The sequence below is a fragment of the Microbulbifer maximicatervae (SeqCode) genome (genome assembly GCF_052467225.1).
In genome coordinates this window covers 242,516-267,228 of the sequence record NZ_CP174303.1, presented here as the reverse complement: position 1 = coordinate 267,228, position 24,713 = coordinate 242,516, and the positions used below count along the sequence as shown (strand labels likewise).

The following is a 24,713-nucleotide window of genomic DNA, read 5'->3' as shown; positions in this document are numbered from 1 at the left end:
AGTAGATGATTTGCAAAATACAGTTGGTATTTTTGGTAAGTTGCCGGGTCACGGGGACTTTGTTCAGCGGCAGCTGCCAGGTAGTTTTGTCACTGTATGGGATGGCTGGTTACAACGAGCGGTATTTGGATCTCGTGAACTCGTAGGTCAAGAGTGGTTGGACTACTACTTGACCAGTCCTGTTTGGAGATTTGTCCACAGCAAAGGCATCATTGATGCCAATGCGTGGGCCGGAATTTTAGTACCTAGTGTGGATAGTGTTGGGCGCTATTTTCCGTTGACATTTGCTGCTCCGCTATCCCCGGTAGTGGATGCATTTGCTTTTATGTCTGATGCTAAGAGCTGGTTCCAGAGCTTGTCTGAATTAGCAATTACATCGCTGCAAAATATGCTACATGCAGACCAGTTATGTGAGGCATTTAGTGCTCCCCCTGACAGGGCGGGCATTATCTCTCTGCCTCCAGCACAGGGAGACTTTGTCGTCTCCACAGGCCAATCGAATACTCTGGAAAGAGGTTTTGCAGGTCTATTAGGGCAGATGAGCAAAAGTAGCTACTCCGCATATAGTCTGTGGTGGAGTGAGGGGTCTCAACACTTGGCCCCGACAACCTTGCTGTGCCCATCATTGCCAAGCCCTGAGCTCTATAGCTCAATGCTTGGTGTGCAGTTACAGAAGAATATAAGTTAGGATTGAGGGCACAGCGTGAGACAGCTGGTTATCTTGGATAAGAAGAAGCATCGCAATTGCAAATTAATCAAAAGTGATCTTTCCCACAGTAAGAATTCGCATATTTGCCCAATCTTATTGCCTGAATTCATACCGGTGGCGCGTGCCTGTCCTATTATATTTGCTCGATCAAAAGAGACGGGAAAGCTTGAGAGCTGTGCATTACTTGGCGTAACACCTGGAGAAAACCTTTTTTGGCAAGAGGGACAATGGCAGGGTGATTATATTCCCGCATCTATTCGCTCTTATCCCTTCTATTTAAAATATAAAGAAGGTGACTCTTCCAATGCATTTGTTTGCGTTGAATCGTCTCTATTATCTGAAGACGGAAATAGTTCTTTAGGTGTTAGGTTGTTTGAAGAGAATGGGAATCCAAGTGGTCACTTATTGGAAGCGCAGCGCCGCTTAGAGGATATCCATCTTAAAAAGACGCAGGTTTGGAAGTTTGTCGGTATTTTGCAGCGGAATAATTTGCTGGTAGAAAAAGAAATAAATATAGACTTGCCAGGTGATGTTAAGCATAAATTAACAGGTGTTTATTGTATTTCAGAGAAGAGATTGGGAGAGCTTGATTCTGCAGCTTTCCTGGAATTGCGTGAATCAGGTTGTTTACCTTTTATTTATGCACATCTTTTCTCCTTGCAGAAGTCGACAGCTTTAAGTGCGCTGCATAAAAAATTTCATGCGAAAATTCTTCACTGATATTAAGAGTGGATTTTTGCTTTTTACCTATGGATTTGTTGATCAGAACGTTAATTTAAGAAAACCTATAAAGTTTGATTGAATTGAGATAATTGTATTAGAGGTTCTGGTTGTAAAGTGAGTATCAGAGCAGGAAGCTAAGGTTACTGATATGTCTTACAGAATAATTTTTACTGGGGAGATAAGAGGTTCTGTAGAGCGGCGCTATGCAATTGCTGCATTGGGGCGTGAATTTGGTTTGGGCTTTAGTCAGATAAAAGGACTGCTGACAGGGGCAAAATCTCAAATCAAAACTACGGAAGATAGAAGGGAAGCCTGCCAACTAATGAAAAAATTCTGGGAGGCGGGATGGCATACACAGCTCTGTTTGGGTGATCAATTAATACACTGTACTGAAAAGTCTAGTAATTGTGGAGACCCTCCATTACCTCCCGCCTTGGAGTTTTTGGAAAGTACTGATGGAACAGCTTCTATTGGTATTCCAGCCGGTTGGCAAGGGTTTGACAATCTGAATGGGGAGGCTGTGATTCAGGCTGGAAGTACAGAGTTAAGTCGCTATTTGATAGTACTAAAGCAAGATCGATCCCTGCTTCCCGATGACTTGTCGATCGAGCATTTTGGGAAAGCACAAATACAGCAGTGTCTGACTAGAGTGGAAAATGGCGTTATTATATCCGGGCCTGAACCACTGATAAGCAACAGTCAAAATGGCCATATTTATGAGATGTCTGCTGAGGTTGTAAAAACACCAGTTCGCTATTTGGTCACTTTCTTTCAGAGCCCGGATAGTTTCTATTCTGTGTTTTTGTGGTCATCTCTTGAGAACTTTGAAAAGAGTAGGTCTGAGTTTTTGCATATTTTTGCCACATTTAAACTTGTGACTAGTATGGGGAGTTGCGATTCAACAGCGGTTCCTATGTAATGGCTTGGAATAAGAAGCCAAAATCTAACAAAAATAAATAGCGTAAAATTGTCAACTGAACATGTTTTTTAAAGTAATAGGTACCAAGCGCATTATTTGCCTTGATTAGATATCTACAACGTGTACTCTTCTCAGAATTCTGATTAAAGGATTTGATTCGGTATAAGGGCCTTTTTTGATGGCATTCCCAAACACGATAAATATCGATGAATTAGTTGCTCCAATCTCAGAGGATAATCCCGTAGGGGAAGATATCCGAGAAGATCGTTCGCCAACTTCTGATTATTACTCGATCAAAGATGCTCGCAACAGTGCAAGAGCTGCTGAACGCTCCGCAATGTTCGATGATGCAGACACAGACCTACTCGCACCTTGGAGGGATGTAGCAAAAGCTGCAGAAAATATCCTAGGGAAAAAGAGTAAGGACTTGGAGGTTGCCAGCTGGTATACCGAGGCCTTGATTCGCTTACATGGCTTTATTGGCTTGAGAGATGGCTTGCAGGTGATCGACTCGTTAGTAGAGCAATATTGGGAAGGTCTGTATCCCTTACCAGACGAAGATGGCCTTGAGACAAAAGTAGCACCCCTGACAGGTTTGAATGGTGATGGTGGTGATGGCACCTTGCTAATGCCTATTCGCAGTGCCGGTATTACTCCCGAAGGGGATTATGGGGACTATTCATTCTTCCAATTCCAACAGGCTCGGGATGCTGACAGAATTGCAGATGACGATGCCAAGGCTGCTCGAATAGAAACGCTGGGTTACAACCTTGAGCAGATTGATCAATGTGTAAACAGTGCGAGCGGTGAATGGGCTCAAAACCTCGTTCAGACAATCGAGGCAGCGCTGGGGCACTTTAAGACAATAAATGATAGCCTGCGACAAAGCTGCGGTCATGATGCCCCCCCATCCACGAATATTTCATCTCTATTGGATGAGGTGTTGCGGACAAGCCGTTTTATTTATAAGACGCACTTGGAGTCTATGGAGCAGACTCAAGAAGATGTGGCGCCTGAATCGTCAGAAGAGCCTGCTGGGGAAGTTCAAGCTGGAAATGCAGCTGCAGCAGCGGTTACTTCTGTAGCTGCCTCTGCTGTAGCTGTCCCTACCGGTCCGGTAGTGTCCAGAGAAGATGCCTTAAAATTGCTTGAGCAGGCGGCAAAGTATTTTCGTACCTATGAGCCGCATACGCCGCTGGCGCCCGGCCTGGAGAGGCTGATAGGCTGGGGACGAATGACCGTTTCACAATTGATGTCTGAATTGCTACCTGATGATCAGTCGAAGGCGCTTTACTCCCAGTTGACGGGAGTTCGTCTCGATGGCACGGATACACAAAAATATATAACCCCACCAGTGACTACAAGTGGCACGTCATCAGCTCCTGCGGTTGCCGCAGATACACCTACTGAAAGTGTATCCGCGCCAGTCTCTGATGAAGGTTGGGGTGAGCAACCGCAAGAAGAAGCCAGCACTGGTTGGTAATTAACTGAGAACAGCAGTCCCTAAAGTCGGAAAGGAGACCTTAGATGTCTGAAAGCATCCACAACAAACTTAAGCGCGTGCGTAAGCCGCGTGTACATATCACTTACGATGTTGAAACTAACGGAGCCGAAGTCAAAAAGGAGCTTCCTTTTGTGGCGGGTGTTATGGGTGATTACTCTGGTGATAATGCCGAGAATCGCAAGGCACTGAAAGATCGTAAGTTTATCCAAATTGACCGCGATAACTTCAACGACGTAATGGGTAAAGTAAACCCAAAGTTGAACTTGCAGGTGGAAAACACCCTGACTGGTGACGGTAGCAAGATGGCTGTTGATCTCGACTTCAACAACATGGACGCCTTCTCGCCGGAGCAGATTGTTGAGCAGGTTGAGCCACTAAAGCAATTGCTTGAAGCCCGTAGCAAGCTGCGTGATCTGCTGAGTAAAGCTGATCGCTCTGAGGAGCTTGAAAAAGTACTTGAGGATATTCTCAAGAGCACAGAAAACGTCAGCGCTATCTCTGACCAGTTGGGCTTGAATGAGGATAAAGGAGAGGACTCAGAATGAGCACTGAAGTAGAAAATGTTGCAGGTAGTGAAGCCGAAGAGCAATCGGCGAGTCTCCTAGACCAGGCGATTGCGGCAACTAAACAAACTGAGCCTCAAGAAGCACAAGACTTGCTTGCGAATTTGACAGAGCAAGTAATGAAAGGAACGGTCACCTGGGATCGTAACCTGACCCAGACCATCAAGAAAGCTGTTAGCGCGATTGATAAGGCCATGTCCCAGCAGCTGTCTGCGATTTTGCATGACGAGAAATTTCAGAAGCTGGAAGGATCCTGGCGCGGTCTGAATCACCTGGTTATGAACTCGGAAACTGGCGCTACCATGAAAATCCGCATGCTCAATCTGAGCAAGCGCGAGCTCTTCCGCGACCTGGATAAGGCAGTTGAGTTCGACCAGAGCCAGACCTTCAAAAAGATCTATGAAGAAGAGTTTGGTACTGCGGGTGGTGAGCCATACGGCGTAATGATTGGGGATTTCGAGTTCACCAGTCACCCTGAGGATATCGAACTGCTGAGCAAGATGTCTAATGTTGCTGCAGCTGGCTTCTGTCCGTTTGTTGCAGCAGCCGGTGCTGGCATGTTCGGTTTTGATGACTACACGGAGCTTTCCAAGCCGAGAGATCTGGGTGGTATTTTTGAATCCGCCGAGTACATCAAGTGGCGCAGTTTCCGTGATAGTGACGACTCCCGTTTTGTTACCTTGGTAATGCCGCGTACCCTGGCCCGTACCCCTTATGGTGCTAACACCAAGCCAATTGAAGCTTTTGACTTTGAAGAGTTTGAAGTGGATGAAGACGGCGTTTCCCGTCCAGCAGAGCACGATCAATACTGCTGGATGAATGCTTCTTATGTTATGGGTACCACCATGACAAAAGCATTCGCTGAGAACTCCTGGTGTACTGCAATTCGCGGTGCTGAGGGTGGTGGTAAAGTAGAAGGGTTGCCATCTCACGTGTTCAAGAGTGACGATGGAGATCTCGATCAGAAATGCCCCACAGAGATTGGTATTACCGATCGCCGTGAAGCTGAGTTAAGCGCTCAAGGCTTCTTGCCTCTATGTCACTACAAGAATACGGATTACTCTGTATTCTTTGGTGCTCAAAGTGCGCAAAAGGCAAAGGCATACGATGACCCTGACGCCACTGCTAACGCAGCCATATCTGCTCGCTTGCCTTATTTGATGGCGACCTCTCGTATTGCACATTACCTCAAGGTAATGGCTCGCGATAAAGTGGGTTCCTTTATGGAAGCTGGTGATTGTGAGCGCTGGTTGAACAAGTGGATCTCCCAGTACACTAACTCCAACCCCGACGCGAGCCCTGAAATGAAAGCGAAGTACCCGCTTTCTGAGGCGCGAGTAGAAGTAAAAGAGATTCCGGGTCAGCCTGGATGTTACAGTGCGATTGCCTATCTGAGACCCTGGTTACAGATGGAAGAATTGACGACGTCCTTGCGTATGGTGGCAAATATCCCATCTGCGGGATAAGGCTCCGGGCCCGCCTCTAGGGGCGGGTTCTCTCTTCACATGGCCTTGTTCAAGGCCTGCGTTTTACCATTATTTATTCAAATAATAATTCTTGTTGGAGTATACCGGTGCCCCGTGCAGCACATGACCAAATATCGGAAGATCAATCAGATGTTCTACCGGAGAAATTGGCGAGAGGGCAGCAGAGAGAGCTACATAAATTTCTGCAGGAACCGGATGATCTTTTTGCATTTGAATATTGGCTCACAGAATTATCCCCCTGTACAAATAGGGATAATTATTCCGTTCGCCATTATCTGAGTCGAATTATCGCCGAGTTGGACGAACTAATCTGTGACCAGCTGAATTGTATAATTCATCACCAGAAGTTTCAGAGACTTGAAGCGAGCTGGCGGGGGATATCCTTATTGGTGTTTGATACACCCCACGCTGAAAATATTAAAATCAAACTCTTGGATGCCAGCTGGAAAGACCTCGCGAAGGATATAGAGCGGGCCCCGGATTTTGACCAATCTGGGCTGTTTCATCTTATATATAATGAAGAGTTTGGTACTCCAGGCGGCGAGCCATTTGGTTTGTTACTTGGAGATTACTATGTATCCCATCGGCCGCTGCTTGACCACCCTTATGATGATGTATTTACTTTGCAGGGCATCGCGCATACTGCAGCCGCAGCCTTTGCCCCGTTTGTTTGTGCATCAGCACCGCAACTTTTTGGTGTAGACAACTTTTCGGATCTAGCAAAGCCTATCAATTTTTCAGAAGTGTTCCGTCAAAAAGAATACATTCGGTGGAATGGCCTTCGGGATCTGGAAGACAGCCGATTTATCGCTTTGACACTTCCTCAAGTTTTGATGAGAGAACCTTATAATCAGGAATTTTCATCCTATCGTGGTTTGAGGTTTCAGGAGCAGGTACGGGCATCCCATAACCAGAATTATTTATGGGGGAATGCCTGCTTTGCATTGGGTGCCGTACTGTTAAGAGAGTTTAGTGAAGTTGGCTGGTTTTCACATATTAGAGGGGTTGCACGTGACCATCTGGGCGGAGGGCTGGTAACCCAGCTTCCAATGGTGCCTTATAGGCCAGATAGTACTCCTGGCATGATCCGAATGGCCACTTCAATTTTGGTAACTGATTTTGCTGAGCGGGATTTAAGTGACTTAGGGTATGTATGCTTGAGTCATTGTTACGATACTCCTTACAGCGCCTTTAATAGTGTTCCATCACTTCAAAGGCCGAAGCAATACACATCTAAAGCAGCCACGGCTAATGCGCGTATTAGCTCTATGTTACAACAAATACTTTGCGCATCCCGATTTGCTCATTATATCAAGGTAATGATAAGGGATAAGGTGGGTGCCTATATGAATGCTGCAGATTGCGAACGGCAGTTGCAGCATTGGTTGGATGAATACACAACGGGAAGGGATGACCTTTCCTGGGAAATGCAGGCTCGATACCCTCTACGGGAGTCTCGGGTGCAAGTAACGGATGAACCAGGCAAGGCGGGTAGCTATCAAAGTGTGATTCATCTCAAGAGTCATTACACCGTTGACCATCTTGTATCCGAGCTAAAACTTACAACCGCATTGGCAACAATCGGCGTCGGAGCTACCTAATTAATATGGTTAGAGAGAAGCGATTATTGGCCCCGGTATTGGATCGATTATTACAATCATCTAGTAAATTGGATGTACATCAATCCCATCAAGTGTTGAGGCAGTTGCGTGAAGGGGTGCGTCGTGATTTGGAATACTTGTTCAATACAAGATTTAAATGTATTTCCGCACCTTCAACTCATGAAAGTTTAGAGCAGTCAAATATTAACTACGGGTTACCAGACCTATCAACAGTCAATCTTTCCTCTGCCGCTAGCCGAAAACAGTTTTGTCGAGATATTGAAAAAACAATTTTAAATTTTGAGCCCAGAATACGTTCGGTAAAAGTAACCACCCAAGACAAAGTGGATGTCGAAGATCCTAGTATACGCTTTCGTGTTGAAGCTGTATTACATGTAAATCCAGCGTCGGAAGTTATTGTATTTGATTCGGCACTCAACCCAGTTACCCAGCTGGTGGATGTCTCTGAGATTATGTGATGAGTGAAAAATTAATAGATCTCTACGAGCGAGAGCTCGCATTCATTCAGCAAACTTCTGCTGAATTTGCAAAGATGCACCCAGCTGCCGCATCCCGACTTCAGCTGGATGCAGACACAGTTGATGATCCTTTAGTAGGGCGACTGTTGTCCGGCTTCGCTTACATGAATGCTCGGGTGCAGCAAAAGCTGAGTGATGATTTTCCGGAGTTAACGGATGCAATGCTGGAAACTCTGTATCCTCATTATCTTCGTCCAATTCCTTCTTGTGCCATTGTTCAGTTTGAACCGGAAAAGGATTTGGATGCGATAACCCGGGTAGAAACGAAGACGTTACTCGAAAGTGACAGCTTTCAAGGGCAAACCTGCCGCTTTACAACTTGTTATCCAGCAGAAATTTGCCCATTTCAGGCGGTGAGTGCCACCCTGATGCCAAGGCCATTTATCGCTCCGGGCTGTAATGACATTCAGGGCGCTAATGCAGTTTTAAAATTATCCCTTAAAACTTTTAGCCCAAGCATAAAATTTTCTGAGCTAAACCCTGAGAGTCTCCGCTTTTTCCTTCGTGGCCAACCATCTCATATCTATAGTTTATATGACTTGCTACTAAGTAAGTGTGTAAGGTTGGTTGTTGCCAATGGGGAGAGTGATCCAAAGCCAACTTTTCTCTCTCCGGATGAAATATGTCAAGTGGGGCTAAGTCCAGATGAGGGTTTATTGCCATATCCTGATACCGCATTCGTAGGATATCGACTCCTAACTGAATATTTTGCTTTTCCAGAAAAGTTCCTTTTCTTGGATATGTTGAACATTGGTGAGGCGTTAAACGAGAGCTTTGACGACACGTTAAATCTGTATTTTTATTTATCCGAAACTCATGAGGAGTTGGAAAAACAGATTTCTCCAAGCATGTTTGCTTTGGGCTGTGCTCCGGTTGTTAATTTATTTAAACAAAGTGCAGATCCTATTCCACTTAATCACTCGCAGTATAGTTACCATGTGGTCCCTGATGCCCGCAGGAGTGATGGCTTAGAAATATACTCAGTGGATGAAGTTGCGGCAACTAATGGTGATGGAGAGACAACCAGTTACCGGCCTTTCTATGGAATTCGACACAGTCAACATCATGCTGATCAATCTGCATTTTGGTTTAGTCGTCGCAGAGATGTGATCGAAGGAGAGCATCGGAATGAACAAGCATCTGAGATTGATATAAGCTTAGTCGATCTGGACTTTAATCCGCATAGAATTAGTGATCAGACATTAGATATTAAGTTAACCTGCTGTAATCGAAATCTAGCCAAAAAATTACCTAGTGGTAGCGCCCAGCCTTATTTAGAGGTTGTTGACGGTGATTTGCCAGTTAGCCGAATTAGTTGTGTGGTTTCCCCAACGGCAACTATACGACCGCCTCGACGAGAGCGAGGGTATTGGAGGTTAATTTCTCACCTTAACTTAAATCATCTTTCTCTATCAGGTGCAGAGGGATGTAATGCGTTAAAAGAAATTTTTAGGCTTTATGACTTCCGTGACTCTGCTAGTACGCGTAATTTAATCGAGTCATTGTTAAAGCTTAATACTAAACCGGTTACTGCTCCGATTCAGATTGATCAAAGTGTAGTTTTATGTCGCGGCACAGAAGTTGAGATTGAACTTGATTCCATGATGTTAACAGGAACAAGTCCATTGTTATTTGCTAGCATCATAGAGCGTTTCCTGGGCTTATACTGTTCAATTAATTCATTTACAAAACTGATTGCCACTATGAGTGGTCGAGATGGGGAGTTGAAGCGATGGCCACCTCGCGCCGGCGAAAAAGCTTTACTGTAATTGAGCGTTTACGCCGAGAGCCTTATAACTTTGATTTTTTTCAAGCGGTAAGGCTGGTAGAGCGTGCAGTACATCTGGCAGGTACAGGTTTCAGTAAAGAACCTATAGCTAGCGCTGCCCCTCCGACTAAAGAGCTGATTCGGTTTAGTGCTCAATCTGGGTTGTCTTTTGTCAGCTCGGATGTTTTACGTCTAGAGAAGAAAAGCGTTGAACATGAAGAGCCCGATGAAAATGAGACTCATCAGTGGCATATGGAGGTGGGTTTTACAGGGTTAATCGGTAGTCAGGGGGTGATGCCCTATTACCTGACAGAGTTAGTGCAGAGGGAGCTTAGGGAGAACAATACGGCGCTGCGTGATTTTCTGGATATGTTTAATCACCGAAGTATTTCCCTTTTTTATCAAGCTTGGCATAAATACCAGTTGCCTGTGAATTATGAGCGGCAACGCCTGCAGAATTCTCGAGAGCCAGACAAGTTTACCCAGGCTCTTGCGTCCCTTGCAGGGCTTGGTACAAATGAAATGCGCTATCGAATGCCGATACCGGATGAAGCACTAGTTGGAATGGGAGGACACCTTTCCAGTGGACGTTGTTCCGCTACCGCTTTATCCAGCATGATCAAGCATTATTTTGATTTAACGGTAAGTATTGAACAATTCCAGGGACAGTGGGATGAGTTACCGGATGATATCTTGTGCCGACTGCCCAGTGCTCAGGTGCCGAAGGGTATTAATAATTGCTTGGGAGTAAATACCATTCTGGGTACGCACTGCTTCCAAGCCCAGAATAAATTTCAGGTAATTATTGAGTCAATGCCTTATGAGCAATTTATGACTATTGCTCCGGGTACGAAAAAGTTGGAATCGCTTAAGGAGTTTATTCGCTTTAGTGCTGGTATCGAATTGGATTTTGAGTTGTCGGTGACACTTTCAACCAGCCAGGTGGCACCTATCCAGCTAAATAGAAAAGCTGAGAATGAACCTTTACTGGGATGGAATACTCACATGGCTAGTGAACAAGATGGTGAAAGGTTAGTACAAATAACCTTAAGTGCAGACAATATTTCACCTGATGAAGCTTTACCTGCTGCATAAGTAAAATTAACAACATTATTATTTAGGAAAGGATATTCAACGTGATCAATATCGATTTGAAGCGATTGGTTGATACCATGACTCCGCATATGCGTGACTCACTAGAGGGCGCTGCTGGGCTTTGTCTGTCACAGAACCAGTACAATGTTGAATTAGAGCATTGGTTACTGAAACTTTTGGATCAGTCTGATACTGACCTTTACCATCTGTTGGAAAAACACGACTGTAATCCAGCAAATTTTGCCAAGCAGCTGGCTACAGCGATTGCTGGATTTCGGGCCGGCAGCAGCCGTCCACCAGCCCTGTCCCCAACTATCGTAGAAGCAGCGAAGAATGCTTGGATGCTGGCTTCTATTGATTATGGACATAAAGCAATCAGTTCCGGACACTTTTTGGCTGCGCTTTTACTGGAAGAAACTTCTCGTCGCCAGATTTTAGAATCCTGCCCAGAACTGAAAGAGATAGCTCCAGAATCGATTCGCGAAACCGCTCGTGCAATGTTTGGACAAAGTGGAGAGTCTAGCCATATTAGCGCTACGGCGGATATGGATGATGGCGCAGCTGCAGTTGCTGCAGCTGCTTCTAAAGCTCCAGCTTTGGACAAATATACAATCAACCTAACTGAAAGAGCGAAGAAGGGAGAGATTGACCCTGTACTTGGTCGTGATGAGGAAATACGCCAATGTATCGATATCTTAACTCGCCGGCGTCAAAATAATCCGATCCTGACTGGTGAAGCAGGTGTTGGTAAAACTGCCGTCGTTGAAGGCTTTGCTCTTCGAATAGCTAGTGGTGATGTACCTGAGCCATTGCGCGGTGTAGCCGTACGCACGCTTGACTTGGGACTTCTTCAGGCTGGCGCCAGTGTAAAAGGTGAGTTTGAAAACCGCTTGAAGTCTGTAATTTCAGAAGTGCGAGCATCTGCAACGCCAATTATTCTATTTATTGATGAAGCGCACACCATGATTGGCGCGGGCGGTAAAGAGGGGCAGGGGGATGCGGCTAATCTCCTGAAACCTGCACTGGCTCGTGGTGAATTGCGTACTTTAGCTGCCACAACCTGGGCGGAATATAAGAAGTATTTTGAACGCGATCCTGCTTTGACCCGTAGATTCCAGGTAGTAAAAGTGGAAGAGCCTGATGAGAGCAACGCGATTGATATGATGCGTGGTATCGCAACCTCGCTGGAGGAGCACCATAAAGTACGCATTCTGGATGAAGCTATCATAGCTTCGGTCAAGTTATCTCATCGTTATATTCCCGGGCGCCAATTGCCAGATAAGTCTGTTAGCTTACTGGATACGGCCTGCGCGCGCGTCGCTCTTAGCCAGTCTGCTACTCCTGGGGCGATTGAAGATGCTCGTATCAATATTGATCGCACTAATACTACCCTGGCTAAACTTGAGCGTGAAAACGCAGCAATGGGTGAGCATGAGGAGCAACTGGCAGAGCTAAAAGAGTTTAAAGCTTCCGAAGAAAAGCGTTTGGAAGTGCTCGAACAGCAATTACTTAAAGAAAATGAACTAATCGGACAGATTCAACAACTCCGCGATCAGATCGATGTAGAGTTTATGAAGGCCCAAGGTGGTGAAGGTGAAGATACACCCGACGAGGCCTTATTAGCCGACTATCAGCAACAGCTCAAAACATTAACTGCGGACTTGGAGGTTATCCAGGGGGATACCCCGTTAATGCAGCCAGCTGTTGATGAACAGGCTATTGCCGCAGTAGTTGCCAACTGGACTGGAATTCCTGTCGGCAAGATGGTTAGCGATGAAATTATTGCTGTGAAAACTTTGTCAGAGCGCCTGAATAAACGTGTTATTGGTCAGCCCCATGCTATCGAGGCTGTAGCTCAGGCAATTCGCACTTCTCGAGCAGGCTTGACAGACCCGCGTAAACCGGTGGGTGTGTTTATGTTCTGTGGTACTAGCGGTGTAGGTAAAACAGAGACTGCCCTTGCCTTGGCTGATGAGCTGTTTGGTGGTGAGCAAAATATCACGACCATCAATATGGCTGAATTCAAGGAAGAGCATAAAGTATCTATGCTGTTGGGCTCTCCTCCCGGCTATGTAGGCTACGGAGAGGGCGGTGTTCTTACCGAAGCTGCACGCCGTAAGCCTTATTCGGTAATCTTATTGGATGAGATGGAAAAAGCTCACCCAGGTGTACAAGATGTTTTCTATAACCTGTTTGACAAGGGGACCATTAAAGACGGTGAAGGAAGGGATATCGACTTCAAGAACACCGTAATAATTATGACCTCCAATGCAGGGGAGGATGCAATTAGAGCTATCTTCAGTCAGGTAGAAGAAAAGCCTGAGCCAGACGTATTGATGGATAATATCCGCCCACATCTGCTACAAAAATTCAAGCCTGCTTTCCTCGGTCGAGCAAATGTGATTGCTTATTACCCTCTCGATGATGAGAATCTGGTAGAGATTTGCAGAATCAATATGCGTAAGATTGAAAAGCGCGTTCACGAGCATTACGGAGCTTCCTTTAGCTATGACGAGGATGTTTTGATTAACATCGTTGCTCGTTGTCACGAAGCTGATACAGGTGCTCGTAATATTGAAGTTATTCTGAACAAAACATTATTGCCGGAATTGGCTAGTGAATGTTTGGATAAAATGGCGCGCGGTGAAGAAGTTAAAGCAATTAAAGTATCCGCAACGGAAGAAGGGGACTTTAGTTACACTGTAGAATAAAGAATTGTATATAAGCCCGGCAGTGATATTAATAAAAAATCATTGCTGGGCTTGGTACCACTAATAACCATATAGATACAACTGGTTTTAAGAAATAATTACTGGTTTGGTCTTCCTGCCCTCATTACTAAGTCAGAAACAGCGCGGTGCATACGTAGAAATACCATGCGAATAAAGGAAACCGTGATATCCGTACCTTCGACAATAGCCAATCCGATCAGTTGTGCCAGCCTACGGATAAGTCGCAAAATCCAAAAAGAGATATCTTTACTAATCTGATACGCTTTGTGCAGGAATATCGCAAGTCTGTCGAGAAGTGTAAAAGTCGTGCCACCGGCAACCACCAAAGAAATTCCTGCAAGGTGAGTGATTTTCTTAAGCACCCAGAGCAGTGCCTCTCCAGCGATCCATGCTGTATTCATGGTAAGGGAAAGTACACCGTCAGATCTTAACCATGCCTCGACGCTCTTTTCTAAATTTCCTTTAGGTTTTTGTAATTTAACGGTATCCCAATCTAAGCTGGTTCCATTAGGGGATACAGATTTAACATAGGTTTGACTGCTATGGCTTATTTTTGGGTTAAGACTCGGTGTAGGTAGCTCAAAGTCTCCAGTTCCACCATTCGGGACATGAATAAATGGCCACGTAGGTACCATAGGAACAGGATCTGCACGATGATATACGCGATAAATATTTTCAGATTTAAGTTTACGTTTACAGCTGTTAGCGAAGTGATCAAGCCCAACTCTTGGGCTGCCAAACGTATATAGTTTTATAGATTTTCCTGTGTTTGAGGAAAGCCAATCAGCAGCAAGCGTGGCTAACGCCCCACCAAGGCTGTGGCCAAGGCAGTGAATAGTATGAACATCATTGGGTAGGTTTTGCGCAAACTGTTCAAGTTGAGGTAGTAGAGACTCAAAAGTATAATAAAAACCTTGATGTACTGCTCCGCCAGTATGAAATCGCTTAACTCCAGCATTTAGGTCTGTTAACACATCATATAGGCTATCAGTTCCCAAAATACTAAAAAAAGCGCTACCTTTGTGTTGCCCTTTCCCTAAAGTTGCTATTCCTCTTGTGTCTGTACTTTTTAGGAAAATAAGAGCACCGGCTTCCGCATCTACTTTGTCTGTGATTTTTTCGTCAATATCAAAGTCATCTTTATACATTTCATAAAATATTTTCCTTGTCCTACTTTCTTTTACTAAGTAAGTGTCCGCAGCAAGTTTAGCGGTGTATTTAGGACTTAGCATAATTGATCTTTCCTTTTATTTTAGTGTTAATTAAATTGGCATGATGTTAATAAGGCTGAATCGAATATTTCTTCTAACCTGGTTTCATCTGTTAGCTCACATGTGAGGTTAAGCGGCTTTCCCATTTCGGAGTTCTCACCCGGGCTTCTTTTAGCGTAAACCCAAACTTCATAGTTTTTATTTTCGTAACTAACATCGATGGCCTGGGAGACTACAAACTCAACTGGTAATACCTGTGTTAAAGAGTTTGAAAATTTAGCTGGGAGGACTGCGATTCCGTCTTCATCAGATGTAAATGTATCGATCCATTCCTTTTGCCATTGTATTGAGCGTGTGATCTTAGCCCCTGATACAGGCTCGCCATTTAGTGTTAACTTGATTTTCATTTCTGAAAATGTACAAGCTTTAAAGGGGTTGAATGAAGCCATAGCGTTAGTCCCTCCAGGTGATATGGCAATTAATAAAAAAGATATTAAAAATAATTTAAATTTATGTTTCTTTTGCATGGTAAAAACCCTCTGGCCATTTTGGCTAAAGTGATTATTTTCTGGTTGGTTGTAATCTTTACTTATATTTCGGTCCTAGGCTAAGTTCTTTAATAAAGAGTCATCGAAAATATATTGTTAATGAAAATTTATTGTGTGAAATATTTTAATTAGTGATCCGTAGGTTATATAAACATATTGTTTATATTTGATTGGTAATTCTGTGCTATTTTTAGCTGAATAAAGTTGTTTAATATTTCCGGTTCTTAGGTAGGTTTTCCTAAGCCTATGCAAGACATGCGTTAATGTACGAGTAACGATTTTTGGATTTAAAATAATTGTGCTAGATAGCTAGCTTTACCATTGCGGTCGGCTAAATATCCTAATAAAAGAGGGCGTCACTTTTAGTACACAGAAATATTGTCTTGTGTACTAGGGCCTATATTTTAAGCCGTTATCTTTATTCAGCAGATATGGTGTGGCAGAGAGATGCCCACTCGATAAGAGTGGACTTGTGTGAGTACTCTTAAGCATAGATATGGGATGATCTTAATTGGACAACACCAGTTTCCAATTTTATCTATGCCGACACACCGTACTTAGTTAGTACGCGGGATGGACCTATTTTATCCACCTATCAATACTGTAGGGCAACCAATAACTATTTTTCCACCATGCCCTGTGGTGTCTCCCATTCTTGCTGCAGGTTTCTTTTGCAGCATTACCGTTGTACTTCCCATGGCGACCGTATCGGGCGGTCCAACACAGGTACAAGTGCTACCAACGGTTGCTGAGGGCATCCCACCGATGATAACGGTGGGTGCTCCTGGGCTTACTACTGGGCCACCCACATGAGGTACTGTGCCGGTGACCATTGGGCATACGTGCATATCACCAATACGGGAAGCTGGCTTACCCATAGTTTATCCCTCAACCCTACCGTTTCCGCCTCGTGCTAGATCGAGACCTTGCTCCATATAGCGCATGAACCTTTTGTTTGGATCGACTGGGTCAGATAGCACGGCAGCAAGGGTAACACTGCCTGCGACTGCATGAGCATAAAGGTGTTCTGGCGGCTCTACTACCGGCTCACCTTCGGCTGCTAAGCTGCCATGACACCAACTCGCTGCAGTAGCCGCCCAGCTCGCTGGAGTTTTATGTTTTGTTTTATCGCCGAATAGTTTGCAGCGTAAGCGGGCTTCTTCACTGGGCTTTTTGGCCCAAGTCTCTGCTGCATTAAGCGCATTCACATTGTCATCGTCAGTTTGAGGGCCTTGGATATCTCGGGCCGCGAGGCAAGCCCACCACACGGCTTCCCGCTTTGGTAGGCCATGAGCAAGCAACTTGATCGCGTCTGGAAATAGGCCTGCTTCCACAAGGCGGTTTATGCTGACTTCTGGTGCTGTATCCGGTACCAGATGATCTTCTGCCTCGTCACTAACTTCAAAATTCTTAAGTAGCTCATCTGCGGTGAGAGCTTCTACTTTAATGAGGTCTGTCATTGATATATCCCCATCAGTTAATCATGGTTACGCCGCCTTTCAGGGTCAGCATTCCGCCACCTTTAACTTCTGCAGTAGCGTCGCCCTTACAGGAAAGCATTGTTCCTTTGATGGTGATACCAGCTGGAGTCAGTTTAATACTGCTACCGCCGACTTTTAATTCAATGGATGCTTTGGAGGAAATCTTAATTGCGCCCATTGCATCAGTAGTTTGAGAACCCTTACTGACCTTGAGTGTGTGATTTCCTGACCCGATAGTGACAACTTGATTGCCTTTACTGACATTGAGTTTCTGATCACCTTTTGAGATGGTGACAACTTCACTGCCGTCGGTAACCGTAATAGTCCGGTCTTGTTTAACCTCAAGGGTTTGTTTGTTTTCTATCTTCCCTGTTTGATCATTATGGACGACAAAGTTATGGTCTTTGCCGGCTTCCATATAAAGCTCTTCGCTTCCGCCTTTATCATCAAACCGAAGTTCGTTAAAGGCGCTACCTTCATATTCAGTTTTCCAGCCACTTTGTGTCGCAGTGTAATTGGGGCCCGGATTATCACCGTTATACACGGCTCCGGTTATCAGCGGTCTATCCGGATCACCATTAATATAAGTAACAATAACTTCTTGATTGACTCTGGGGACAAAGTTTGCACCCCAGTTTTTTCCGGCAAATGACTGCATCACCCGTACCCAACAGCTGTTCTGTTGCGAATTCCATGGGAATTTCACTTTGATTTGGGTGTAGGGGTCTTGTGAACTGTCAGAAGTGGTGGCCTTAACTTCAAGAACGCGTGCGACTTGCGGAGAGTGTACCTTCTTCGCAAAAATATTTGGCTCAGGTCTTGGAGTTACTGATGATGGGATGCAACTGAAAGTATTGTGGAAATGTGTTTCCGCACTATTGCCGTCTGTAGCAGAGATATGTACGGAAGTAATCAGGTACTTCCCTTTTTCTGACGATAATGTGTGGTCAAAATTAAAGCGGCCGCCAGCAGTGAATGAGGGGCAGTCACTGCGCCCATGGCTCACATCAAATAAAGCTTCTTGCGCTTCCATTGAACGCTCGGCGAGAGCCTTATGGTAGCTATCTGTGAATTTGTGCTTATTTTCACCGTCAGCCTGGAAATGGTTTAGCCCATAAAGGCCGCGCATGTAATTACTGACATCATTCAGTTGGCTGGTAGTTTTAACTTGCTGTTTATTATCTTTTGTTGCGGTGAACTCACAATAATCTTTCAGTTCAAATCCGCCACCATGATAATTGAAATTTCGCTGCCAGCTACTTACAGTATTTTTTGTCGGATGACTGCCGCTCCCATCGTACTCTATCTGTTCGCTTTCACAGTCATAGAAGTCCTGGCTATCATCACAAAGTACAAGTTCGTGTTGCCCATTTGAGTGCTTGAAGTAATAGGAGATACCCTCTTCAGCCATAAGGCGATTGATGAATTCAAAATCGCTTTCATCAAACTGCACGCAATATTCACGAGTTATGTATTCAGCATTTAATTTAACGCTTAGCTTTATAACTTTGCTGTACTCGCCCAAAACTTCTTCAAGAATCTGTTTAGCAGATTTCTTTTCAAAAATTCTGTTGGAGCCCCCAAGGCTGGTAAACCAAAGGCCAGGTTGAATTGTGGCGCTATAACTTCGCACTCCCTCAGCGTTAACATCGCGCAGAGACAGTTGAGTAACGTAACCATTGATATAGCGAGGAGTTTCTGAGTGGTGTACAGAAACTGTAACAGCCTTGCCGACGATATCTTTCTGGCTTATTGCATGGTCATCGGATAGGAGCTGAAGTTCATAGCGGAAGAGTTTGGATATATGCTCTTCGCCTTGCAGGCTGGTAGCGATTACCGCATCCGTGCCGAGCGGGCTGTCGACTTTAATCAGTCTTCTATCTTGATTTAATGTAGTCATGGGCAGCCCCTACTATCCCTACGGTGCCTTGGAGAATAGTACTAGTTATTATACATTCAGTTATTTAGCTGAAAACTCAATAAGCGCTCAGCTAAATAACTGCTAAATAATGGTCTGCAGAATTTCCTGCAGACCATTGTATATGCAGATCAGATTCTGCTGGCTTACAGCGGCTTGGCTGTTTCCAGGTCGTATCCAACACGCATATTTTTGGGGTTCTTGTTGGTCTTGTCTGCGTGGTTGAGGTCCGCTTCGATTTTAGCGTAGCTCAGGGATACAGACTCAGCCGGAGCGCCACCAGCGGAAGCACCGATGCTGTAGGAGGAAATCAGGGTGTTTTCCAGTTTGTAAACAGCGTACTTCTCTACAGAGTTAGCACCGGTTTGTACTACGTGGATCTCAACGGTAACACCTTCGTCACCGGTTACAGAAGATTTGAACAGACCGCCGGAAGCAGCGTCGATGCGCTTGGTGAAGCTTACTTCGCTCAGGCTTGGGCGAGAAGCTTCGCGGTTTGACATGGCGCCAGCTTCCATGGTAATGCCGCGGCCAACACCGAAGTTGAAGCTGTCAATTTCGATCCAGTCCTCGTAGCCGGAAGCAGTAACATTGCCTTTGATGGCTTTGTTGTTGTAGTTCATGTAGATAGCCATGGGATGTCCCTCATTAGTTGGCGTGTGATGTTGGTGGTTAATCCCTTACCACCGCGATTCGCAGTAGTTCAGGTGGTCGTCGCGGTGGCAACTGTGATGATTTAAACAAAGAGAAAGCTAAAAACAAACTAATTTTCGAGTTATTTAATCGACTCTGGCACTAATTTCGAGAGGCAATTTTATGCTGTTACGATTTATGCCCGTTTGCCCTAATTGACTCTGACACTAATTTAATATTGCTAAAAAGTAACAAACCTCTAATGGGGATAAATAAGTGGTTTGAGTCATGGATATTGATTGACAGTCAAATATCTATTTGAAAGCATTTACTGGTATTTTTTTGATAAGCTTGCTTTGTAATAATATGTAATTCAGCCTTATATCGGAGCGATACTCAGTGTTTTCGGGGGCTGGATCAAAATAATAGTTTGATGGCGTGTTAAGGCAAATTTATTTGAATATTGATTCATTGTTGCCACATAGGCTGTTCGATATACTTCGCACCCTACTATATTGCCTTGCCCATTAGATCAATAACAAAGTTTTTGCGGATTTGGATGTGTCGTAATGGTTTCCCATGGAGGCGGAATTGAACGATAAGACGCGTATTGTTCGGCCGAGTGACACTCCGCCGGGCTCAGGCCAATCAACCAGCGGGCTGACAGAAGATGGTGATATCACCGTTGTTGTGCAGCAGGATAAGACTGGAGCAAATGATCACCCCCCGGTTAAAGGTGCCCAACCGGTAATCCCTTCGGCTGCTGCCAGCTTTAGCTCAGATGCTACTGTCTTTGCGCCTTCCCCTAATCCTAATCGGATGGGAAGTGGGGCTGGGGCCAATGAAGTTTTGGGTGGGGTTTCTGCCGATTCGGCAGTAATACCTGAACCCTTTGAAGCTTCCGGCTCAAATGCAGTGACCAAAACTGTAATCAAAGGCCGATTTGAGCTTGACAAACTCCTGGGTGTTGGGGGAATGGGGGCAGTTTACAAAGCCCTTGACCGCCGTAAATTAGAAGCCAGTGACAGCGAGCCCTATGTTGCTATCAAGCTGCTTAATGATGATTTCCAAAAGCACCCCGATGCTTTTATTTCTCTCCAGCGGGAAGCGCGCAAGTCACAAACGCTTGCTCACCCTAATATCGTAACGGTTTACGATTTTGACCGCGATGGAGATCGCGTATTTATGACAATGGAGTTCCTTGAGGGTGCTCCATTGGACAAGTTGTTGCGCGATCATGCCGATGTTGGGTTGGAGCCCGAGCGTGCCCGCTCGGTATTTTGGGATATCTCCCAAGCCCTGATATATGCCCACTCCCATAAAATTGTTCACTCGGACTTTAAGCCAGGCAATATTTTTGTCACCAATAAGAAAGGTGCAAAAGTATTTGACTTCGGTATTGCCCGAGCTGTTTCTGAAGGGGGAATCGCAAATAAAGCTGGCGAAACGACAGTATTTGACGCGGGCACTCTCGGAGCCTTGACTCCGGCGTATGCGAGCCTTGAGATGCTCAAGGGAGCTGAACCGGCACCGAGTGATGATGTATTTGCGTTGGGTTGTGTTGCCTACGAACTATTCTGCGGGCGCCACCCTTATGACAAAACGCCTGCCGATAAAGCCATGGAGCAGGGCCTACGCCCCAAGCGGATCAAAGGGCTTAATCGCAGGCAGTGGCGCGCACTTGAGTCAGCGCTAGAGCTAAAGCGCGAAAACCGCACTAGTACCGTAGAGAAGTTTGTACAGGCGTTCTTTGTTAGCCATGCCTGGAAGTGGGTACTAGGCAGTGCGTTTGTCATGTTGTTGGGCGGTGCTGTAGTGGGTTATGGCCATCTGCAGCAGCAAAATGCCGTAGAGCAAGAGCGAGTCAGAATCGAGCTCGAGCGCAAGCACGAACAGGAGCTATTGGCCAGGCGTATTGCTGATAAGAAAGAGGCTATCACCCGGTTGATTGGCCTGAGTATTTTGACTCCAGCCTGGGAGCGAGATCTTCAACTGGAGTTGGAGGAGTACTCTGAGCTGAACCCTGCGGATAAAGAGTTCCTGGATTCCTCCCGTCGCCAGGTATCAGAACTTTTCCTGGCTGCTGCAACCGGTCAGTTAAACCTGGGTAACCTCGATCAGGCCGATGTCATGCTGGCGGGGGTTGCCAACTGGTATGGTGAATCTAAAGAAGCTGAGGCTATCAAAACTCAACTGGCGAATGATAGAGAGAATCTGCGCGCTCGCCTTGAAGCGGAGCGGATCGCTGAAGAGCGCGAAGCCGAGCGTATTCGCCTGGCGGAAGAGCGGGCAGAGCGTCGCCGCCTGGCTGCGCAAAAGCAGCAGCAGATTGATGCTGTGCTCGATGATATGGAAGTAGCACTCACCTGCAGCTTCTCCATGAGTGCCACTGCAATAGGTTCACAGTTGTCCAGCCTGGCAAAGCTGGATAGTGCAAAAGCCTTGAAGATCCGCCCGGTGGTGGGCGAAGAGCTGGTAAATTGCGCATCTAATCTTGGCACTAAGGATCCGATACAGACGGAAGCCCTGGTTGATCAATTCAGGGCTCTACTGCCCGCATACCAACCATTGAAAGACTTTAAGCTGGATTTTTGTGGGCACCTGGTTCCTGGCAGCGGCCGACGTGGTGATCGCTACACCTGTCGTGACCGTCTTGCGGATGGCAGCAAGGGGCCGGCAATGGTGGTGATTAAAGGTTTGAGTGGCAGGCCACTGGCTGTGGGTAAATATGAGGTGAGCAGTACTGAGTTGGCTCAATTCTGCCGCATTGCTGGTCAGTGCGGAGAGCAGACTCCAGAAGCAACGGACTTGCCGGTAAATAACTTATCCCTGGCAACTGCAGAGGCTTATTTAAGTTGGCTCAGTGATGAGACCGGCTACCGCTACCGCCTACCTTCTGAGCAGGAGTGGTTTGCTGCTGCAAGTGCCAGGGGGGAAGACGAAGTAGCGGATCGAAACTGTCATTTGAAGTATGGCGGTATTGAAAAAGGTGCTGAGTTAGTACCTGCCCGAGCTGGCTCCTCTAACGGATTTGGGTTACTTAATGCTGTAGGTAATGTCCAGGAGTGGGGATTAGGCACAGAGGGCGAGTTGCTCGCTTTGGGAGGTAGCCGCATTGATCCAATGAGCCGTTGTCTGGCAACAACCAAGAAGCTTCATAATGGCCAGCCCGATGAGTTTACCGGTTTCCGTGTCGTTAGAGATGTTAACTAGATTAAACAATTACCAGCGAATATCGATACGATAGTTGAGTTGGTTAGATTAAAGATTAAGAGATTAAAACTGGGGGAAATATGCTTGGGCTAGGAAAAAGTAAGTTGGCATTATTTATAGGTGCTGGCTTTCTTGTATCGCAAGTGCCGGCTTTTGCCCAGGAAGATGGATCTAATTTTCGCAACCGAGTGCGGGAAGCCTTTAATCAGGATACGTCTACTATTAATGAAGTGGATGTAACCCAAGACTTTCTCCAGCGTACTTATGAAGCTGAAGACCCCAACTTAAATACAGAAATTCCTGAAATCTCCCAGAGAAATCAGGGGCCGCGGATTACTGTAAAAGAATTTAAGTTTCATCGTTTAGAAGAATATCCCGAATTTGGTATTTCCCGAGAAACCGTAGAGGAAATGGCAGAGGAACTTCGGGCTAAATTCATGAAAGAGGATCAAATCCTCGCTAGCGGTTATACCGTAGACAACCTGGAAGAGCTTGCAATATTACTGGGCAATATGAATGCTCAATTTAATCCTGGTGGCTTGGGGCCCGCTGAGCTTAAGAAGCTGGTAAGTGTAATTGAAAAACAAAATAAAGAGAGGGGCTTAAGTTATGGCGATCTCGAAGAGATTGCTGCTGAACTGACAAGCTTCTATCGTCGCCAAGGGCTGTTTTTAGCCCAAGTGCAAATTCCCGCTCAAGATGTGGAAAATGGAGTGGTCACTCTTACAGTACAAGAGGGGCTTCTCGGGCAGGTTGTTGCCGAAGATAACGAAGAATACACAGACGAAAAACTGGCAGAACCCTTTGAAGACCAGCGTGGCCATCTGGTAAATCATGAGAATATCGAGGAAGGATTATATTTACTTAATGACCTGCCAGGCTTAAACGTTACCGGGTATTTCAGTGCGGGTGACAACCCTGGTGAAACCAAGCTTAATTTAAAAGTACGTGAAACGGATTCCTGGCGCGCTTCATTTAGGGCCGATAATCACGGTTCTCTCTATACCGGTAGCGAAAGAGTTTATGCGACTGTTGACTGGCTGAATCCCCTTGGAATCGGTGATGCTTTAACATTGGGTTATTTGAAATCCAACCCTGAATCAGATGAGGATTATGGTTCTGATCTCGGGCAGTTCAGATACAGCTTCCCTCTGTTTGGCCCCCGCACCCGGTTGGAAATATCAGCAGATCACAATGAATTTAGTCTTTTCAATGAAGAAGATGATAGTGACTTAGTTAATCGGCTGGAAATATCAGGTGTGAACAAAACTTATGCACTGTCTTTAGATCATAAGTTTCGACGCTCAAGGGATTTCAACCTCACCGGATCCTTCGGCCTGACAGAAAAAAAATCAGACCTGGATGGCGTTATCGAGTTTACCAATGACCACGTTTATGGCGGGGAAGTTGGTATTTATATGGATAGCCTTTCTAATGGCTTCCTTTCAATGCTGAATATAGTAAGTGCTACCGCACAGTATGGTGAGCATCAAAATGCGGTTGAACCGGGTAGGGGAGATGACTTCAATAAGCTGGCCATTAACACCAGTTCTCTGATCTTCCTGCCTATGCCTTTTACCGATGACCACTCAAGGCTGATAGTAAAAGGAAGGGCTCAATATAGTGAGAGCAGCCTGCCTGGATTTGAGCAATTGTCACTGGGTGGAGCCAATGGTGTGCGTGCTTTTTCTGCAAGAGATTTTTCTGCAGATATGGGCGCAGTTGTTTCCGCAGAGTGGTATGTAAACTTCCCTGAATTTATGAACCCCATCCTGTTTAATCAGCGTTTAAATGACATTTTCCAAGTAGCACTGATTGCCGATGTTGGATATGGCTATGTGAATAACTATGAGGATACCGTGGAGGATGACTGGGCTCGATTCTCCGGTGGCGGAATGCTGTTTAAGATGAATTGGAGTGACAGTTTCTCGAGTAAAGTCTCTGTTGCTTGGCCAATTATGTCTAGCTCCTCGATAGTAAATACTGGAGTTGGTGAAGACGAGCCCACCGTCTACGCTGACTTTTCGATTTTTTATAACTGAATAATTACTGTTTCCTGAATACTTAAA

General features: G+C 45.5%; 19 protein-coding genes. 13 read left to right on the top strand and 6 right to left on the bottom strand.

Annotation, left to right across the window (positions count from 1 at the left end; all coding sequences use genetic code 11):
• Nucleotides 1-10: 10 nt before the first annotated feature.
• The 11 genes from tagF (at nt 11) to tssH (ending at nt 13,619) form a co-directional block, all read left to right on the top strand.
• Nucleotides 11-688: a type VI secretion system-associated protein TagF gene (tagF, locus tag ACJJIZ_RS01095; RefSeq protein ID WP_444914957.1), complete on the top strand. Its 678-nt coding sequence runs from the start codon at nt 11-13 to the stop codon at nt 686-688.
• 33 nt (nt 689-721) lie between these two features.
• A complete protein-coding gene (locus ACJJIZ_RS01090; protein ID WP_444906609.1) occupies nt 722-1,429 on the top strand; it encodes a SapC family protein in 708 nt (235 codons plus the stop codon).
• 151 nt (nt 1,430-1,580) lie between these two features.
• Nucleotides 1,581-2,351: a hypothetical protein gene (locus ACJJIZ_RS01085; protein ID WP_444914956.1), complete on the top strand. Its 771-nt coding sequence runs from the start codon at nt 1,581-1,583 to the stop codon at nt 2,349-2,351.
• A 178-nt stretch (nt 2,352-2,529) separates the two neighbouring features.
• Nucleotides 2,530-3,834: a type VI secretion system protein TssA gene (gene tssA, locus ACJJIZ_RS01080; protein ID WP_413664114.1), complete on the top strand. Its 1,305-nt coding sequence runs from the start codon at nt 2,530-2,532 to the stop codon at nt 3,832-3,834.
• 44 nt (nt 3,835-3,878) lie between these two features.
• Entirely contained in the window at nt 3,879-4,400 is a 522-nt protein-coding gene (gene tssB, locus ACJJIZ_RS01075; protein ID WP_413664115.1) for a type VI secretion system contractile sheath small subunit, read from the top strand.
• On the top strand, nt 4,397-5,884 hold the full coding sequence (gene tssC / locus ACJJIZ_RS01070; RefSeq protein ID WP_444914955.1) for a type VI secretion system contractile sheath large subunit: 1,488 nt from the start codon (nt 4,397-4,399) through the stop codon (nt 5,882-5,884). Before tssB ends, tssC (ACJJIZ_RS01070) begins: the two co-directional genes overlap by 4 nt.
• 107 nt (nt 5,885-5,991) lie before the next feature.
• On the top strand, nt 5,992-7,506 hold the full coding sequence (tssC, locus tag ACJJIZ_RS01065; RefSeq protein WP_444914954.1) for a type VI secretion system contractile sheath large subunit: 1,515 nt from the start codon (nt 5,992-5,994) through the stop codon (nt 7,504-7,506).
• A 5-nt stretch (nt 7,507-7,511) separates the two neighbouring features.
• The gene (tssE, locus tag ACJJIZ_RS01060) at nt 7,512-7,985 is read left to right on the top strand and encodes a type VI secretion system baseplate subunit TssE (protein ID WP_444895421.1); all 474 of its coding nucleotides are present in this window, start codon (nt 7,512-7,514) and stop codon (nt 7,983-7,985) included.
• Nucleotides 7,985-9,814, top strand: coding sequence for a type VI secretion system baseplate subunit TssF (gene tssF, locus ACJJIZ_RS01055; protein ID WP_444906604.1), 1,830 nt, complete (start codon nt 7,985-7,987; stop codon nt 9,812-9,814). The genes tssE and tssF overlap by 1 nt, the downstream gene beginning before the upstream one ends.
• Entirely contained in the window at nt 9,778-10,908 is a 1,131-nt protein-coding gene (tssG, locus tag ACJJIZ_RS01050) for a type VI secretion system baseplate subunit TssG (RefSeq protein ID WP_444906603.1), read from the top strand. Before tssF ends, tssG begins: the two co-directional genes overlap by 37 nt.
• A 41-nt stretch (nt 10,909-10,949) precedes the next feature.
• Complete coding sequence (tssH, locus tag ACJJIZ_RS01045) at nt 10,950-13,619, top strand: type VI secretion system ATPase TssH (protein WP_444914953.1); 2,670 nt, start codon at nt 10,950-10,952, stop codon at nt 13,617-13,619.
• A gap of 98 nt (nt 13,620-13,717) precedes the next feature.
• Here tssH and ACJJIZ_RS01040 read toward each other — a convergent pair whose 3' ends face one another.
• The 6 genes from ACJJIZ_RS01040 to ACJJIZ_RS01015 all read right to left on the bottom strand — a co-directional run bounded on the left by ACJJIZ_RS01040 (nt 13,718) and on the right by ACJJIZ_RS01015 (nt 19,433).
• The gene (locus ACJJIZ_RS01040) at nt 13,718-14,872 is read right to left on the bottom strand and encodes a lipase family protein (protein ID WP_444914952.1); all 1,155 of its coding nucleotides are present in this window, start codon (nt 14,870-14,872) and stop codon (nt 13,718-13,720) included.
• Between the two features lie 26 nt (nt 14,873-14,898).
• Nucleotides 14,899-15,378, bottom strand: a complete 480-nt coding sequence (locus ACJJIZ_RS01035) for a DUF6795 domain-containing protein (RefSeq protein WP_444914951.1) — start codon at nt 15,376-15,378, stop codon at nt 14,899-14,901.
• 605 nt (nt 15,379-15,983) lie between these two features.
• Entirely contained in the window at nt 15,984-16,277 is a 294-nt protein-coding gene (locus ACJJIZ_RS01030; RefSeq protein WP_413664124.1) for a PAAR domain-containing contractile injection system baseplate protein, read from the bottom strand.
• Between the two features lie 3 nt (nt 16,278-16,280).
• On the bottom strand, nt 16,281-16,859 hold the full coding sequence (locus ACJJIZ_RS01025; protein WP_413664125.1) for a DUF6931 family protein: 579 nt from the start codon (nt 16,857-16,859) through the stop codon (nt 16,281-16,283).
• Nucleotides 16,860-16,872: 13 nt separating this feature from the next.
• Nucleotides 16,873-18,780, bottom strand: coding sequence for a type VI secretion system Vgr family protein (locus tag ACJJIZ_RS01020; RefSeq protein WP_444914950.1), 1,908 nt, complete (start codon nt 18,778-18,780; stop codon nt 16,873-16,875).
• Nucleotides 18,781-18,944: 164 nt separating this feature from the next.
• Complete coding sequence (locus ACJJIZ_RS01015) at nt 18,945-19,433, bottom strand: Hcp family type VI secretion system effector (RefSeq protein WP_413664127.1); 489 nt, start codon at nt 19,431-19,433, stop codon at nt 18,945-18,947.
• A 589-nt stretch (nt 19,434-20,022) separates the two neighbouring features.
• Here ACJJIZ_RS01015 and ACJJIZ_RS01010 point away from each other — a divergent pair.
• The gene (locus ACJJIZ_RS01010) at nt 20,023-22,644 is read left to right on the top strand and encodes a bifunctional serine/threonine-protein kinase/formylglycine-generating enzyme family protein (protein WP_444914949.1); all 2,622 of its coding nucleotides are present in this window, start codon (nt 20,023-20,025) and stop codon (nt 22,642-22,644) included.
• A gap of 104 nt (nt 22,645-22,748) precedes the next feature.
• Nucleotides 22,749-24,686: a ShlB/FhaC/HecB family hemolysin secretion/activation protein gene (locus tag ACJJIZ_RS01005; protein WP_444906598.1), complete on the top strand. Its 1,938-nt coding sequence runs from the start codon at nt 22,749-22,751 to the stop codon at nt 24,684-24,686.
• Nucleotides 24,687-24,713: the final 27 nt, after the last annotated feature.

What these genes read in the sequence shown, in the direction of transcription:
- ACJJIZ_RS01085 (WP_444914956.1), top strand. Translation starts at nt 1,581, where the DNA reads ATGTCTTACAGAATAATTTTTACTGGGGAGATAAGAGGTTCTGTAGAG.
- tssA (WP_413664114.1), top strand. Translation starts at nt 2,530, where the DNA reads ATGGCATTCCCAAACACGATAAATATCGATGAATTAGTTGCTCCAATC.
- tssB (WP_413664115.1), top strand. Translation starts at nt 3,879, where the DNA reads ATGTCTGAAAGCATCCACAACAAACTTAAGCGCGTGCGTAAGCCGCGT.
- tssC (WP_444914955.1), top strand. Translation starts at nt 4,397, where the DNA reads ATGAGCACTGAAGTAGAAAATGTTGCAGGTAGTGAAGCCGAAGAGCAA.
- tssE (WP_444895421.1), top strand. Translation starts at nt 7,512, where the DNA reads ATGGTTAGAGAGAAGCGATTATTGGCCCCGGTATTGGATCGATTATTA.
- tssF (WP_444906604.1), top strand. Translation starts at nt 7,985, where the DNA reads ATGAGTGAAAAATTAATAGATCTCTACGAGCGAGAGCTCGCATTCATT.
- tssG (WP_444906603.1), top strand. Translation starts at nt 9,778, where the DNA reads ATGGCCACCTCGCGCCGGCGAAAAAGCTTTACTGTAATTGAGCGTTTA.
- ACJJIZ_RS01040 (WP_444914952.1), bottom strand. Translation starts at nt 14,872, where the DNA reads ATGCTAAGTCCTAAATACACCGCTAAACTTGCTGCGGACACTTACTTA.
- ACJJIZ_RS01035 (WP_444914951.1), bottom strand. Translation starts at nt 15,378, where the DNA reads ATGCAAAAGAAACATAAATTTAAATTATTTTTAATATCTTTTTTATTA.
- ACJJIZ_RS01030 (WP_413664124.1), bottom strand. Translation starts at nt 16,277, where the DNA reads ATGGGTAAGCCAGCTTCCCGTATTGGTGATATGCACGTATGCCCAATG.
- ACJJIZ_RS01025 (WP_413664125.1), bottom strand. Translation starts at nt 16,859, where the DNA reads ATGACAGACCTCATTAAAGTAGAAGCTCTCACCGCAGATGAGCTACTT.
- ACJJIZ_RS01020 (WP_444914950.1), bottom strand. Translation starts at nt 18,780, where the DNA reads ATGACTACATTAAATCAAGATAGAAGACTGATTAAAGTCGACAGCCCG.
- ACJJIZ_RS01015 (WP_413664127.1), bottom strand. Translation starts at nt 19,433, where the DNA reads ATGGCTATCTACATGAACTACAACAACAAAGCCATCAAAGGCAATGTT.